At 59.9% G+C, this 13,538-nt stretch carries 15 protein-coding genes; 6 read left to right on the forward strand and 9 right to left on the reverse strand.

What is annotated here, in order from left to right:
- Positions 1-2 precede the first annotated feature (2 nt).
- The 3 genes from LQV39_RS12220 to LQV39_RS12230 form a co-directional block, all read right to left on the reverse strand.
- A complete protein-coding gene (locus tag LQV39_RS12220) occupies positions 3-305 on the reverse strand; it encodes a hypothetical protein (protein ID WP_230025839.1) in 303 nt (100 codons plus the stop codon).
- Between the two features lie 125 nt (positions 306-430).
- On the reverse strand, positions 431-1,618 hold the full coding sequence (locus LQV39_RS12225) for a site-specific integrase (RefSeq protein ID WP_230025841.1): 1,188 nt from the start codon (positions 1,616-1,618) through the stop codon (positions 431-433).
- 1,009 nt (positions 1,619-2,627) lie between these two features.
- Positions 2,628-3,968 carry a hypothetical protein gene (locus LQV39_RS12230; protein ID WP_230025843.1) on the reverse strand — a complete coding sequence of 447 codons (1,341 nt, stop codon included), beginning with the start codon at positions 3,966-3,968 and terminating at the stop codon, positions 2,628-2,630.
- Positions 3,969-4,317: 349 nt separating this feature from the next.
- Here LQV39_RS12230 and LQV39_RS12235 point away from each other — a divergent pair, with 349 nt between their 5' ends.
- Complete coding sequence (locus LQV39_RS12235) at positions 4,318-4,917, forward strand: AlpA family transcriptional regulator (protein WP_230025845.1); 600 nt, start codon at positions 4,318-4,320, stop codon at positions 4,915-4,917.
- 118 nt (positions 4,918-5,035) lie between these two features.
- Here the strand turns inward: LQV39_RS12235 and LQV39_RS12240 are convergent, their stop codons facing one another.
- From LQV39_RS12240 to LQV39_RS12260, 5 genes are all read right to left on the reverse strand, one after another.
- A complete protein-coding gene (locus LQV39_RS12240) occupies positions 5,036-5,557 on the reverse strand; it encodes a hypothetical protein (RefSeq protein ID WP_230025847.1) in 522 nt (173 codons plus the stop codon).
- On the reverse strand, positions 5,554-5,787 hold the full coding sequence (locus tag LQV39_RS12245) for a hypothetical protein (RefSeq protein ID WP_230025849.1): 234 nt from the start codon (positions 5,785-5,787) through the stop codon (positions 5,554-5,556). Before LQV39_RS12245 ends, LQV39_RS12240 begins: the two co-directional genes overlap by 4 nt.
- Positions 5,788-6,167: 380 nt before the next feature.
- On the reverse strand, positions 6,168-6,779 hold the full coding sequence (locus LQV39_RS12250) for an NYN domain-containing protein (RefSeq protein WP_230025851.1): 612 nt from the start codon (positions 6,777-6,779) through the stop codon (positions 6,168-6,170).
- Between the two features lie 194 nt (positions 6,780-6,973).
- Positions 6,974-7,525 (reverse strand): hypothetical protein, encoded by a 552-nt coding sequence (locus tag LQV39_RS12255; protein WP_230025853.1) that lies wholly within the window; start codon positions 7,523-7,525, stop codon positions 6,974-6,976.
- A gap of 60 nt (positions 7,526-7,585) precedes the next feature.
- Entirely contained in the window at positions 7,586-8,146 is a 561-nt protein-coding gene (locus LQV39_RS12260; RefSeq protein WP_230025855.1) for a hypothetical protein, read from the reverse strand.
- A 167-nt stretch (positions 8,147-8,313) separates the two neighbouring features.
- Here LQV39_RS12260 and LQV39_RS12265 point away from each other — a divergent pair, with 167 nt between their 5' ends.
- On the forward strand, positions 8,314-10,365 hold the full coding sequence (locus LQV39_RS12265) for a type IV secretion system DNA-binding domain-containing protein (RefSeq protein WP_230025857.1): 2,052 nt from the start codon (positions 8,314-8,316) through the stop codon (positions 10,363-10,365).
- A 63-nt stretch (positions 10,366-10,428) separates the two neighbouring features.
- Here the strand turns inward: LQV39_RS12265 and LQV39_RS12270 are convergent, their stop codons facing one another.
- A complete protein-coding gene (locus tag LQV39_RS12270; protein WP_230025860.1) occupies positions 10,429-11,193 on the reverse strand; it encodes a hypothetical protein in 765 nt (254 codons plus the stop codon).
- 25 nt (positions 11,194-11,218) lie between these two features.
- Here LQV39_RS12270 and LQV39_RS12275 point away from each other — a divergent pair, with 25 nt between their 5' ends.
- The 4 genes from LQV39_RS12275 (at position 11,219) to LQV39_RS12290 (ending at position 13,279) form a co-directional block, all read left to right on the forward strand.
- Positions 11,219-11,443 (forward strand): hypothetical protein, encoded by a 225-nt coding sequence (locus LQV39_RS12275; protein ID WP_230025862.1) that lies wholly within the window; start codon positions 11,219-11,221, stop codon positions 11,441-11,443.
- 146 nt (positions 11,444-11,589) lie between these two features.
- Positions 11,590-11,988: a hypothetical protein gene (locus LQV39_RS12280; RefSeq protein WP_230025864.1), complete on the forward strand. Its 399-nt coding sequence runs from the start codon at positions 11,590-11,592 to the stop codon at positions 11,986-11,988.
- Entirely contained in the window at positions 11,985-12,959 is a 975-nt protein-coding gene (locus LQV39_RS12285; RefSeq protein WP_230025866.1) for an ArdC family protein, read from the forward strand. The genes LQV39_RS12280 and LQV39_RS12285 overlap by 4 nt, the downstream gene beginning before the upstream one ends.
- Complete coding sequence (locus LQV39_RS12290) at positions 12,956-13,279, forward strand: hypothetical protein (RefSeq protein WP_230025867.1); 324 nt, start codon at positions 12,956-12,958, stop codon at positions 13,277-13,279. The genes LQV39_RS12285 and LQV39_RS12290 overlap by 4 nt, the downstream gene beginning before the upstream one ends.
- The last annotated feature ends 259 nt before the right edge of the window (positions 13,280-13,538 follow it).

Consider the following 13,538-nt stretch of genomic DNA (forward strand, 5'->3'; position numbering starts at 1 on the left):
GCCTAAGCTCCTTCGCCGAATAGGGCCTCGAACTCGTCGCCAATAGATTTGGTGGAAGGGGCGCGGGTGGACGGCAGCTCCGGGCGAACAGCGCAAGCGTTCGATCGAAGCAAGGCATCGATATAGGCTGATCTCGACATTCCCGTGCCGGCGCGCGCCGCGTCCAGCAGGGCCAGCGAGCCTTTCCCGAGTCTGAGCAGGACATGCTCGGTTTGGGATTTACTGCGCGCGTAAAAAGCTTGGTTTTTCTCACGCTTGCGCCGCGCCCGTTCGGCTTCGAGCGTATTGTCATTCTGGTCGATCATCGATGCCCTCCCAGCTACTATGCTGACGAAATTGCGGTTCCGCGATAAATAACGGCCCGTTAAGACGGGCCGAAAATTTGGCGGGAGGTGTCTTGCGACAAAGGAGGTGTTGGCAGTCGAGCGACTCAGTCGAGCAAGCCGATGAGCTCGTCATCGCGCAGGTGCGAATATCGCGTGAAGGCTTGATAAGTCTGATGGCCAACGATTTCCATGATGGCTTTGATTGGAGCCTTCGGCTTGTCGATGGACATCCGGCTGATCGCTTCGTGGCGCAGGTCATGAAATCGAAAGTCGACGACGCCTGTGGCCTTGACAATGCGGCCAAAATGATGGGAGACCCAGTTTGGCTTGGGAAAAACTTGAAAAATGCGCTCGTCCCCGGGCTGCCGCAGCGACCTAAGCTCGACGATAATCGCCCGCGCTTTGCCAGAAAGGGGAACGCGGCGTTCTTTCTTCTTTTTCGTATGCTCGGCCGGGATCTTCCATAATTGATCGTCGCGCGTCATTTCGCTCCAACGGGCAAGCACAAGCTCCTGTTGTCGCGCGCCTGTTTCCAAACAGAGGTCGACGAGGCAACGCCAATGGGCGCTGTGATTTCGTCGATGGCTGATTCGATTCATAATGCGATCGTATTCGCCGTCTTCCAGCCTTCGATCGCGCTTGTTTTCCCAATTTTTTGGAAAGCACGCTGTCGAAATTTCAATGATGGGATCGCGGACGCCATTTTGCTTGGCCCACCATTTGCACGCGACGATGAGGCTGGCGACTTGGCCTCGTATAGTGCTATACGAGTAGGCCGTGCCGATATGGGTTTTTGTCACGCGCGCTTTTGCCACGTAGCTCTCTGTCCAAGCTTCGTTGGCCTGTTCGACCGTGACCTTCCCGATAAGGTTGACGACGGGGATGAGGTCTTTCGCGCATCGCGCTGAGCATTTCGGGCTTTCGACGAAGGCCGCGATGACGTCGGCGAGCAAGGCGCGGTCGTATGTTCGCTGGCCTCCGATTTTTGCCTTTTGCGCTAAGCGGTAAACCGCGCTGGAACGCTTGGCTGTCCTTGCCGCGGCCGTTACGGAGCGGATGAATTCCTCGGCCGCGTCCCTGGTGTCGAACGTCGCGGTCTTGCGATCAACGCCTTGGATGCGAACGTCCGCCTCAAATCTGACATCGCCGTTGCTGAGTTTAAGTATTTTGATTCCCATGAAATATTTTCCTTGTTGTTGTTGTTGTTGTTGTTGTTGTTGTTGTTGCTGCTGACGATCAGGCTTGACTCTCCGAGAAATCGACGAACGGCGTGACGATTGGAAGACTGACATTGCGGTTGAATTCGCGGTGTTGCGAACGGCACGAAATAAACTACCTCGCAAACAGGAAGTTGGCGCAAGTGGCGGTTTCATGGCAGGTGGGAACAGAGACGAAAAACTCGATGCCCCTGATGTTGCCCTCCTCCGCCAAATTTCTGTTCAATTTAAACATTTATTATTGTTATGATTAGTTAAAATTCGTTTTCTGTAATGTCCATTCGCCATCTTCTGATTTCCTAACAGAGTTGATCGAGCAGATCATGCGAATTCGCGGTGCGAATTCCGCGGTGCGAACGGGCTGACGAACGGCGCGAAAAACCGTTCATCCCGCCTTGCCGGCGAGGCCCGTCGGGCCCGTCGCCATGGGTTTGGCGATCCAAGAAGTCAGCGGCGCTGGCGCCGCGCTCGGCCGACGGGGCGGGCTCGGCCGCGCGCAAGCGCGGTCCGTGGCCGCCGGCTACATCCCTATTGTTTTTGAAGTTCTATTAAAACCTATAGCTCATAGAGCGGGCGGCGGATCAAACGCCGATTCCGGAGAATTAAACGCGGCTGCGGCGCGCGATCGGCGAATACAACGCTGATGTGGGCGATTTAAACGCGGCTACCGGCGAATTCAACGCCGACAGGCCGATTGGAACAGTTTCCGCAAAACCTTTCGCTTTGTTCTAGAAAAAACATTGAACATGGCGCCGTCAAGGCGCCGCTGGCGGCGGACTCAACGCCGATGCACGCAAATTAAACGAGGCTGTCGGGGAATTGAATGCGGCTTTGAATCAAGCATGCCGTGCGATGCGATGGCGCCGGGAACGGCAAAGCCCGCGCAAGCGACATGCGAGGCCGTCATAGGGCGAAGCGCCGCCAGCGGCGACTCCAACACCGCTGGCGGCGATTTAAACACCGGAAGTAAACTTATATGCGTCAAAACGTCTCGCCACTGACTACCGTTGCGCAAAGCTTTGGAACTCGCACGCATGGCGCGCCAGCTTTAAGTCGCGCCGCAGAATTGGCTTAAAAGCCAATGTCATAACGCAGGCCCGCGGCGTCGCGCCGCGGCGGCCGCCATGGCGAGGCTGGCTGGCGTTGGCACGGGGACCGCCTTGAGCTTGGGAGGATGCTTGGCCCTTGGGCAATAGCCGCCGCGTCGTGCGGCGAGGGTCCAATTGAGGCTCGACCGCTTGGATTTGTCGATTGACCACCCCTCGATCAGGTCGGGGCGCGAGGCCGCCAGCGCATCCATGGCCTCCTCCAATGCCGCGGCGAAGTCTTTCGGCGCCCCGCCGTAGCCGCAGAGCCCGCGCAAATAATCCAAGTCTGGCGCTTTGTCCGAGGGCTCGTGGGACAAGAAGTAATCGCCAAGCCACTGCGCCAAGGGCGGCTGGGACCGGCCGCGCGGCGAGCCGACCAATTCGACGTTGAGGACGCGAGCCAACGCCGCCTCAATGAAAGCCGCGTCGAAGGCGACCGAACGACGCCGCCGGTCCTTCTTCGCCGAAGCCAAAAGCCATCCGTTCACGGCCACGCCGTCGACGACGGCATCCACCTTCGACGCCGCCAACCGTTCGATGGCCTCCCAAGCGGAGCGCGTTTGGCCGCGCCCAAATCCCGCCATTTCCGCAACCTCGGTCAACGCGATGTCGAATGGACCCGCCACGTCCACGCGGCCGCGCTTGGCCAGCCTGACGAGCGCCTGCCAAACGCGCTTGTCCGCCATCGACAGCCGCGGCCCTTGCAGCGCAAGGGACACTTTTCCCGACGCCTTAAGCGGGCCGGCGTGAGAGCCCCCGCTGTTGGACCGGATGGCGGAAAAAAGGGCGCTTCTCGACATGAAGGCGGGGAACATGTCGAGCTCGTGGGCCAGCGGCAAAAGCATTGGGGCCGCGGCCATCGGCGCCATCGCGCGTCCATAGGATCGTTTGAGCTGCCGGCCGCGAGGCGCCGCTGGTGTGGATTCCTCTTCGGGCGCGGCTTGCGCGCAGCCCGTGCCGGGCGTCGCGTCGTCGGGCGCCATCTCGGGAGCGTTCGCAGGCGCTTCGTGGTCCACGTCTACGCCGGCCATCCAGTCCGAGCCGACCAGGGAGGCTGGCGGGGAGGGGCGCGTTGGCGGCAGCCGATAGCAGCCAGAAGCGGCGCTTTCGGCCGGCAACGCATGATCCTCGCTTGACGTCCCGCCACCGCTCTCGCTCGCTGACGCGCTCGACGCCATGGATGGTTGCGCGGCGTGGAGCCCGCGAGGCGCTTCATACGGGCCGAGCGCAGCGCCGCCGCCAGACTCGCTGCCCTGGCCCAAGCGCGTGGCAGGCGGGTAGTGGTAAGGCGGCCATTCGTTGGGATCGTCTTCTTGCGAAATCTCTTTCGAGTTCATGGTCAGTCCTCCGACACTGATGCGTAAACGCGTAAACAACTTTCTAACAGTTCTTGGGTATACGCTTCTCAAGGACCAACCATCTTGTCAATAGCACGCTTCGCGCTACTTTACTTGGCGTTCTTGCGCGCTTATCGGCGCAGTTCCGAAGCGTGGCGACTAACGCCCTGCGCAGGTAGATGGCTGCTCAACCGGCAGCTTTTGCCAAAAATTTGCGTGGCGCCTGATGGGCGGAGCTGTCTCGACCGCGCGTCGAGATGGATCGATTTGCTCGGCGTGGCGACGGCGTTTTGCGCGCGCTTCGCAGCATTCCCACGACGCCGCGTGGGCGGCGACTCTGGGAGGATTCATGGAACGACGTCGAGAGAGGATAGAGGGAGGCAAGCAAGCGGAGAGATGTTGGCCTGGCATGGAGGCCGGCCTGGCCGAAGCCGCGCAACTGGAAGCGGCCGTTGGCGGAATCGCGATTGAGAACTGCGCGGCTGGCGGACTGGCGGAAGCTCAAAAAGGAGCGGTCCACGTTTCCATCGATCCCGATCGAACGCAGGCGACGCGCATGTGGTATGTGTCGCGGTTCAAGTTGACCTCGGCGTTCCTCAGCGTCTCGCAACTAGCGATGATCTTAGGGATCGCGCCGTCGACGATTTACACGTTGATCCGGACTGGACGCTTTTTTCTGCCCTATCGGGCGATGAACGCTTCTCCTAGGGTATGGATCGACGACTTGGTGGCGTGGCACTTGTCCGGAGACAGGACAGGGCCGGCGCTCGGGGAGAAGCCATCGCGGCCGCGCGCGGCGGCCGTCAACGCGGACGCGCATGGCGCGGCCAACCAGCCCCGCGCATTGTCGCGGGCCGAAGTGGACGCGGCCGTGAGCAAAGCTGCAGACGACGCCCTTCGAGCGGCCGGCATCGATCCATCAACACGGCGCAGGCCTAAGACACGCTGAAAAATAAAGCGGCCCTTAGGCCGCTTTATTTTTAACGAAAAGAACGACACCGACAATCAACGTCAATAGCGCGAGTGCATATCGGTGCATCAACTGCCTGATGAGGAAATAAACGCCATCAAGTCCAAAAAGACATCGGTTTTTTGGCACTGATATCTAGGCACTCCTCAATATCGATTCCAAACCGGTCCAAAACCTTCGCATACAAGTTCATCATGTTGCCATCATAATGACGACGAATGCGCGCGATATGATCGATGGAGGGATCCAGCGCGCCAATGATTGTCGATGCTTGATCGGGTTGCGCTCTCGGTTTGTTATTCTCGATTATTGCTTCCGATGGAAATTCAAAAATTTGAACGAGATCATCAAAGTAGAACTTCGTGGGCTTGCCAACTCCGCCATCGCCTTGTTGAACAGGCAATTCAATATTTAACCTAAGAGGATATTGTGGCTTGACCGATGTGCCTGGGGCGACCATAAGGAATCGCGCGTGAACTTCGCCTTTCTCTGTCTCGAAAATCATTTTGAACAACCCGACTACGAGGCCAAAATGCGGCGCAGGCTCACGGCCGGGAAACTTGTCCAACAAAATCACATCGCGAACGGATGGAGTGACCCAATTGGCTGACGAACTCATCCGACAAAGCTAGCCTTCTTGACCCTCATGGCATTGCCAAACTTTTCCTTGAACTTTGCGATGGAGGCGTCACGCATTTTCTCAAGCGCGGCGCGCTCACTCGCCTCATGCAGTTCAGCTGCGGCGCGAGCCAAGTGCGTTTCCATGGAGGGCGTCAGCAGTTCAGCCGCTTTCCACTCGACGTGGGAAGGTTGCTGGGAAAATGTAGCGATGCGTTGTTTGTTTGACATATTGCCTCCATTGGCGACGGCTCTCTCGAGCCAAGGCTAATCCAATCTTTACCCTAGTATACCACTTGAGGTCAAGGACCGCGAAATCCATATGTCGTAGCCCAAGCAAACAGGCTTTGTGTTGATGCCTTGCTACCTTAGACCGAGCTTTGGTCGCTGGCGCCGCTCCGACGCGTGGTCGCGAGCGAAAGTGGACGCGGCAGCGAACAAAGCAGCAGACGACACCCTTCGAGCGGGGGAACTTGACCTATCAACCGTCGAAAGCGCAATGCGCGCTGAAAACACTAACGGTCCAGCGGGCCGTTAGTGTTTGAGTGATTCTGGAAGGGCGTGGCGTGAACCTATCTCATGGGCTTGGCTGGCGCCAGAATGTGAAGGGGTTACCAGGCCGCGACGGTCCTGAACAAGTCTAAATGCTGCCGCAACTCATGGATTATCTGTGAATTGGGCAGGTTCACCCCAGCGACCTGGAAGCCTCGAGCGCGCACGAGCTTAAAGGCCGGAATGAGATCAGTGTCGCCAGTGATGACGATCATCAACTGGGCCGCGCCGGTGTTCGCCATGGTGACCATGTCCAGACCGATGCGCAGATCGACGCCCTTTTGCTCAAAGCGGGCCTTGAAGTCGTGGTCGGCCAGCGGCGGCGCCACAGCGCCCGTATCCGCTGCGGTTTTGGCCGCTTTCAAGCTCGCCGGGGTGCGGTCCCAGCCTCTGAACTTCAAGATCCCGCGGCGCACAGCGACATACTCCAATGCTCCAAGATCATCCAACAAGTTGTTGGGCGCGTTGAAAGTTTTTTGACCGTTGGAAACGGGTAGCTGCACGGTGCCGGTGTAAGGGTCGCAGTCGTAGTAAAGGATCCGAAACAGCTTTTCGCCAGCGACGACGCATGAGTTCGCGACGTTCACGATGAACGCCGGATCATATTGTTTGTGAGCTTTTTTGGCGCACACACGAAGGTGTCCGCCGTCGATGAAAACCGCAACATTCATTAATGACGCTCCACGGTCCAGAAAAGAAAATGCCCCAAGAGTTTCCTCTTGGGGCTATGCTCGCCTACGAGCGTAGCGGATAAAATTGCCTGCCTACAGGCTTGACGGTTTGATGCTCGCCTACGAGCGTAGCGGATAGATGCCTGCCTACAGGCTTGACGGATTTTTCAATTATACCAATGAACTAGCTCGTGTCAAACCGCACGTGTGCGGGGCACGTTCATTGCTTCAAGTTCTTGGATAGCCTTGGCAACTCCGACTAAAAGCATTTTCGAGTCGCATGCTATGGCAGGTCGCTCGAGGTTTCCAGAGCAAAGCAAGAGAGCCCCGCCCACGTAGCGCAGCCTTCTGAGCAGCCGTCCCTGGCTGCCTTCGAGGGCGACCAGGTCACCCTCGTTGAGCTCGGCGTCCCCATCGATGACAAATTCGTCGCCGTCGTGGATGCCAAGGGCGGCGAGGTCTTCGCCGCGCGCGACGATACGGCAAGGTTGCGCGCGCTCCCATTCAAACCAAAGTGGTGCCGGCGCGCCTGAGACGGTCGGGGCATTGAGGCGCTCTCCCGACTTGTTCATGGGGCGCCTCGTCGACCAAGCAGGCGGAACGCCGCCTGGAACGGCGCCGTCTTGCGCGCATGCGGCTTCGATGTCGGCTTCGCTCAAGCCTTCGACCAAGTGAGCATACTCCTCCACCGGGAGCGGCCGCGCGTTGTGATTGTCTTCGCTTTTTCGCTTCGCTTTGCTTTTCATGTTGGCGGGCTCCGAGCGTTGGCGGCGTCGAATGCAAATTCCCGCTTTGCGCCGTCGGCTTCAAAGTCTCGCTGTATTTCGCAGCGCGCGCAAGACTCTCTTTCTGGCCGCGTCCAACTCGGCGGCGCAGATTCCCAGCTCGCGGCGCAGCTCGGCGGCGGGAGCCTCGGCCACGAAGCCGTCGAGGACTCGCGCGGCGATAGGATCGCGCTCGGCCAAGCGGCCGCGCGTCGAGGCGACTTTGGACCATGCCATCCGGCAGTCTTGCGCCTGCTCGGCGCACGCTTCGGCGGACGGGTGGGACGCGTGCGGCGCGATGGACCATTCCACAATCTCCTCCACCGGGGCTCTCGCCGCCATGGCGTTCTCGCTGACGGTGCGGTCCGCGTAGGCGACACTGCGGATCGTCATCGACAGGAAGATGGCGAAGTCGATATTCATCGGCCATTTGCGCCGCCCTTCGACCGACAGAAACAACGCCTCATGGACGAGATCCAGCGGCTCCGAGAAGCGCGTGCCGCCCAAGTGCTTGCGGGCGATCGCGTGAATGACGCGCTTTTCCCGGTCGCATAGGTTCGCGAAGGCGTCCAAGATGTCCTGCGGCGTGGCGTGTTGGGTCATTGTGCGTTCCGTGGTTGTGGTGTCGTGGGCTCTGCTCAGATGGCGGGCGAAACGCCGTCGCGGCCCGGCGGCCCGACCGAAGGGCGCCATCGCCGGCTGTCGTCTCCCGCACGAAAGGCCGGCTCGGGCGATGCTCGGCCTGCAATGCCTCGATGGGAGGCGAGGCAATGGCGCGACGGGAAAAAACTTGGCATGACCTTGGGGCGATGCCCTTGGTGGCGCCCACAGCCAAGCGGGTGGGAATTTCGTCATGGGCGTTTGCGAGCGTCGCGCTCGCAGCGCTCTCTGGCGTGGCGGCGTTGGCCGCGCTGTGGAGGCCGCTGCCGGGGCTCGAAGCCCCTCCTGGCGAGCTGCGCGAACATGCCGGGCTGGCGATGCGTTGGCTGATCCACCAAGCTTTCGCGCCGGCTTTCGCGCGCGAAGCGTCTGGCTATGGTTCTGGCTTGGCTGCGCTTTCGCCCTCAGCCAAGTTTGCGTTGCAATGGAGGGCCTGCGCCGCTGCTCTGGCAGGCTGCTGCCCAGGGGCTTGGCTGGCGCCAAAGATGCTCAGGCCACGCGATGGACTGACAGTGCTTCGCGGTCCGGCCCGTTGGGAGGGGGAAGCCGCAAAGGCCGAATTGCGCAAGTTGCTTGCCAAGCGCTGCGCCGCGCGTCCCGACCATGACATCGCTCCGGGCGTGACCTATTCGGCCGACATGTGGACTCGCCACATGCTCGTCGTCGGCGGCGTCGGCAGCGGCAAGTCGACCGCGTTGAAGCCTTTGATCGCGAAGGTGGTCGCCAAAGACGAGCGCGCACTGATCTTCGACCCCAAAGGCGAGTTCACCAAAGGATTTGGGCGCCCAGCGATCGTCGCGCCGTGGGACGCTCGCTCCCTCGCATGGGACGTGGCGCGGGACATGCGAAACCTTGGCGACATGCGCCGGCTCGCGGCCGCATTTGTCAGGGAGGCCCAAGATCCAATGTGGTCCAACGCCGCCCGCCAGCTTCTCGTCGGCTTCATGGTCTACCTCAAGGCGACTCGGCGCGACGACTGGGGCTGGAAAGAGCTCGACGAAATCTCCTCGGCTCCGCAGTCGCAAATTTTGCCAATGATGGAGCGGCACCATCCAGAAGCCGCGCGGGCCGTGGAGCGGGCGTCGGTGACGACCCAAGGCATTCTCATCAACCTCGCGTCGTTCATGTCCCCTGTGCGCGATCTGGCGCAGGCTTGGGGCGAGACGCCAAAACATAGGCGGGTGAGCTTCGTCGATTGGACGCATGGGCGCGACAAGCGCGGGCAGATTATTTTGCAGGGGCACGGGGCGTATCCAGACCTTGCGAAAAGTTGTTTGGAGGGGATCGTCGGCGTCGTGGCCGCGATCGTCAACAGCGTCGAGATGGACGACGACCCGCGTCGAAAAATTTGGTTGATCGCGGACGAGGCCGCGCAGATGGGCAAAGTCCCAATTCGCCCATTGTTCGACGTCGGCCGCTCGCGCGGCTTTCGCTGCGTGGTCGCCTGCCAGGATCTCGGCCAGCTTGAAGAGATCCACGGGGACAAGACCGTCAAAGCCATCGTCTCAATGGCGGGCTCGATCTTGTTGGGGCAGATGATGCCTGGCGAGACCTCCGAACAGCTTTGCAAAGCGCTGGGCAGCCGGGAGGTGGAGCGCGCGAACGTGTCGGCGTCGGTCGGGAATGGAGCGGGCCGCTCGACGACGCTTTCATTTTCGCGCGACGAGCTCGCGCTCTACAAGCCCTCCGAGCTCGCCTCCCGTCTGGGCCTGACGCCGGATGGACGGGGAGTGCGCATGGCGTTGTGCTTGGGCGGAGACGCCTACGAGCTGTTCTGGCCTCGTTTCGACATGGAGAACGCTCGGCCCGCGCACGTCCCCGCGCCATGGACACGGCGTTTCGTTTTCGAAGAGATCGACAGCTCGAAGGAACAAAGCGCTCTCGCTCACCAGAAAGGTTTTGCCGCGCCGACGTCGGAAGGCGCAATCCCCAAGGTGGCGGAAACAAGGAAGCTCGATGAGTCGCAATCTGATTTCAGCCAAGCCATTACGGCGGATGGCGAGCTGATATCCGACGACGACGCCCGAGAATTAAATGATCTCTTGGATCTTGTCGACGATCTCGATTCCCAGGCGCTCCCCTGGGCCGCGCCCACGTCGCGAATGCCCACCATTGCGGAAATCGAAGCATTGCTCGCCAATGATGACGCCGGTCTGGAATGACAAAGGCCAAAAAAGACAGCGCTCGCCAATGATGCTTCTCTTGGCTGGGAGGGGCGGCCCCTCTTAAAGAGAAAGCGCGCCGCGTTTTGTCGGTGGGGATGCGGCGGCCACTTTAATTGCGGCTGCCTCGGCGGCGGAGAAAATTCCCGCGTCTTCCGACAACAGCGCGAGTCGAGCTTCTTCGTGAACTTGGAGGGCTAGAAGTAGGATCGGCTCCCCACGCGCAACCGCAGAGGCTACGTCGTCGACAGCCATCGGATAGTCCCTTTGCTTTGGCCTGCTTTTCGGCGTTCTTAAGACGAGACGATAATCCTCGCGCTCGATTCCTTGGTCCAACACTCTTTCGTAGGTGATCGAAAGAGTCGCCGCCCCAAACGAAATCGATTCCAAATAAATTCTTTCCGACTTCTCCTCATCCATTTCCAAAACACGCGCCCCTTGCTGTGTTAATTCGACGATGTGTTGAAGCCAAGGCTTGCCTGCTCGAAGCGCCGCCGCGACGTCATCTCGATTTAATACCTCAACGGTCGCTTCCCGTCCCAGCGCTTGTCTTCGCAGGGTGAACGCTGGATCGCTGCCGGCACTTAACGATGCGAGGAGTTCGAGCCTTTGCGCGCCATTCGCATCGTTCGCGGTTTCCCAAACGGATTCGGACAACATCACAATCTTCTTATGGGCCAGAAGCAGTTGAAACACATCTGAGTTCATGATCGCGTTCGCCTCGTTGACGACTTGTGAAAATTTTGAGAAGCCTTCACGATCTTCTCTCGACGGACATCGCATGGCAAACGAAAAAAACTTGGGCTTGGCGTCGCCACCTGTGAACATTCCCCCTCGACGATATCATGAGGACATGAACACAGTCCTTATGTTGGCATCCGTCTTCAATTACGATGCGAAAAAGACAGCCGAGCAAGCCAAACTGAAATCTCAGCTCGAATGGGGGATGGACATGGAATGGCTTGATGAAGTCGAGTGCCAATGGCAAATTTCGACGCAACAGCGAGCCGCGCTCGAGGCGATGTTTCGCAAGCGGCATCGCGACACGTGGGGCGAATTCGCATACACCGGAGACTGAGCTCCTGATCCTGCATGTTGTTCTTGGTCGAATAGCTTCCGAGCCACGATAAGCATCCGCCCATCGGCGCAGCCGCTTGAGGACGGCGGATGGAAACACGCGCCAGCAAATCCCGCCAGGCTCATGGTGAGTCGACGGGGAGGAGCATGGACGAACATGACGATGGCGCATTGGATGTAGCAACTTGTTCTGGCGCGGTGGAAGCAACGCGCATTTCGACGCTGGAGCAAGAAAGGGCGGAGCTGGCCGACGGGTTCGCCAGCCGAGCTGGCGTCGGCAAACTCGCGTTGGTGTTGGCCAGGTTGGCCGCGCTGTGGTCCACGCAGTCGGGGAAGCGCCGAGTGTCCAAATTGGACGGCGAAGCGTTTTTTTCAGAAACCGAGTGGAGCGCGTTGGGCGACTCGGCCCTCTTCGCCAAGCTTCGACGCGCACGAGACGATGAAGGTGGAGGTGGCGCGCCGGCGCAAGCCGACGTCGCCGGCGCGTTGCCGCCGCGTAGCGTATCTGACTTGGAAGCCGATGTGGGCAGCCGGGAGCGGCCATGAACGCTCCCGCTACTGTCGATGCGGCGTCACCGCGAACGGATCTCAAATCGGAGATCGCCAAAACGTTGATCGATGCCATGCAGCGTGGAGACACGCCTTGGCAAAAGCCTTGGAACAGTCGAGCGCTTCGGCCGATGAATCCGACCTCGGGCAACGGCTACAAAGGGATCAATCGCTTGTTGCTCGCCCTGTCGGGTCGCTCCGATCCTCGCTGGATGACTTACCAGCAAGCCCAAGCTAAGGGTTGGCAGGTGAGGCGTGGCGAAAAAGGGACCGGGATAGTCAAGCTGGTTGAACTGGGGAAAACGGACGCCACGGCCTTTACGGAGGGAGCCCAAGACGCCAAGACCGAAGAGGGCTCACGGCGCACGTTCGTCCTGCGGCGCTACACGATCTTCAATGCTGAACAAATCGATGGCGTTCCTAAGCTTGAAGCCGCGGCTGGTTTGGACTTTAACCCAGTGGAGCGCGCCGAGTCGATGATGTCCGCGCTGCGGGAGCGGACTGGGCTCCTCGTCGTTCACGGCGGCGCGCAGGCATGCTACGTGCCTTCCCTTGACGAAGTGCGCTTGCCGCCAAAGACATCCTTTCACAGCGTTTATGACTATTACTCCACGGCCCTGCACGAAGGCGCGCACAGCACTTTGCACGCGAAGCGCCTCGACCGCAAAGATGCGTTGGCGAAGAAGTGGGGCGATGAAGCTTACGCCGTCGAGGAGCTGCGCGCCGAAATTTGCTCGGCCATTCTCGCGGCGGAGACTGGCGTGCCCATGTCGCAGGCGCACATCGACAACCATGCCGCATATCTCAACTACTGGGTGAAGGCTGTGGCGGCGGACCCCATGGCGATCTTTTCAGCGGCTAAGGACGCGGAGCTTATGGCCGGCTATATGCTCGGCTTGGAGCGGCAGAGGACTGCGATGGACGAGCACAAAGAGTGGGTCGAAGAATATGAGAGGAGCACGGGATGAAGGATGAACCACGCGCTGGCAATCCGTTGGGGCGGCAAGTCCACGATCAGGTCATGTTGCGGCAAGCTTGTGTGGACGCGGCAGGCGGCGAGCCACTGATGTTCATCGACGGCCACGACACGGCCATCGTCGGCCTTGTAGAGGTCGATGGCGAGCCGCGCGTCGTCTATGACATCGAAGCCATCGTCCACGAGCTGATGCGCCGCGACGGCATGGACTCCGATGGCGCCGTCGAATTCCTTGAATACAACGTCATGGCAGCGTGCTTTAGCGGCGGCTCGCCTTTGTTCGTCCATTCTCTAGGATGGGCGTCGGATTGACGATGGCCCTTCGAGGCGGGACTGTTTTTGTTTTGCTGCGTTGATTAGGCCGGTTGGGGCTACGCGCTCGCGATGTCAAGAGTTTGCAGGATGGGGAGGCTGGGGGCATATGCTGCGCGACCTCTGCAAGAGCTTTAAGCGAGCTCGCAAGCGCCGCGACTAATCCTGAAGTGCTGGCGGAAATGGTCGCTACTTTTCCGCGCTTTGGCGGCGCTTTTGCGCAGACGATTGCCTGGCGCGCATGAAGGTGAGCCGCTCC

It is taken from the genome of Massilia sp. Bi118 (genome assembly GCF_918697865.1).
Classification (GTDB): domain Bacteria; phylum Pseudomonadota; class Gammaproteobacteria; order Burkholderiales; family Burkholderiaceae_D; genus Telluria.

Excerpts from the sequence above, each read along its gene's own strand:
- LQV39_RS12275 (WP_230025862.1), top strand. The coding sequence starts at position 11,219 with ATGAACACAGTCCTTATGTTGGCATCCGTCTTCAATTACGATGCGAAA.
- LQV39_RS12265 (WP_230025857.1), top strand. The coding sequence starts at position 8,314 with ATGGCGCGACGGGAAAAAACTTGGCATGACCTTGGGGCGATGCCCTTG.
- LQV39_RS12280 (WP_230025864.1), top strand. The coding sequence starts at position 11,590 with ATGGACGAACATGACGATGGCGCATTGGATGTAGCAACTTGTTCTGGC.
- LQV39_RS12250 (WP_230025851.1), bottom strand. The coding sequence starts at position 6,779 with ATGAATGTTGCGGTTTTCATCGACGGCGGACACCTTCGTGTGTGCGCC.
- LQV39_RS12270 (WP_230025860.1), bottom strand. The coding sequence starts at position 11,193 with ATGTTCACAGGTGGCGACGCCAAGCCCAAGTTTTTTTCGTTTGCCATG.
- LQV39_RS12255 (WP_230025853.1), bottom strand. The coding sequence starts at position 7,525 with ATGAAAAGCAAAGCGAAGCGAAAAAGCGAAGACAATCACAACGCGCGG.
- LQV39_RS12245 (WP_230025849.1), bottom strand. The coding sequence starts at position 5,787 with ATGTCAAACAAACAACGCATCGCTACATTTTCCCAGCAACCTTCCCAC.
- LQV39_RS12290 (WP_230025867.1), top strand. The coding sequence starts at position 12,956 with ATGAAGGATGAACCACGCGCTGGCAATCCGTTGGGGCGGCAAGTCCAC.
- LQV39_RS12225 (WP_230025841.1), bottom strand. The coding sequence starts at position 1,618 with ATGTCAGTCTTCCAATCGTCACGCCGTTCGTCGATTTCTCGGAGAGTC.
- LQV39_RS12285 (WP_230025866.1), top strand. The coding sequence starts at position 11,985 with ATGAACGCTCCCGCTACTGTCGATGCGGCGTCACCGCGAACGGATCTC.
- LQV39_RS12240 (WP_230025847.1), bottom strand. The coding sequence starts at position 5,557 with ATGAGTTCGTCAGCCAATTGGGTCACTCCATCCGTTCGCGATGTGATT.
- LQV39_RS12235 (WP_230025845.1), top strand. The coding sequence starts at position 4,318 with ATGGAACGACGTCGAGAGAGGATAGAGGGAGGCAAGCAAGCGGAGAGA.
- LQV39_RS12220 (WP_230025839.1), bottom strand. The coding sequence starts at position 305 with ATGATCGACCAGAATGACAATACGCTCGAAGCCGAACGGGCGCGGCGC.
- LQV39_RS12230 (WP_230025843.1), bottom strand. The coding sequence starts at position 3,968 with ATGAACTCGAAAGAGATTTCGCAAGAAGACGATCCCAACGAATGGCCG.
- LQV39_RS12260 (WP_230025855.1), bottom strand. The coding sequence starts at position 8,146 with ATGACCCAACACGCCACGCCGCAGGACATCTTGGACGCCTTCGCGAAC.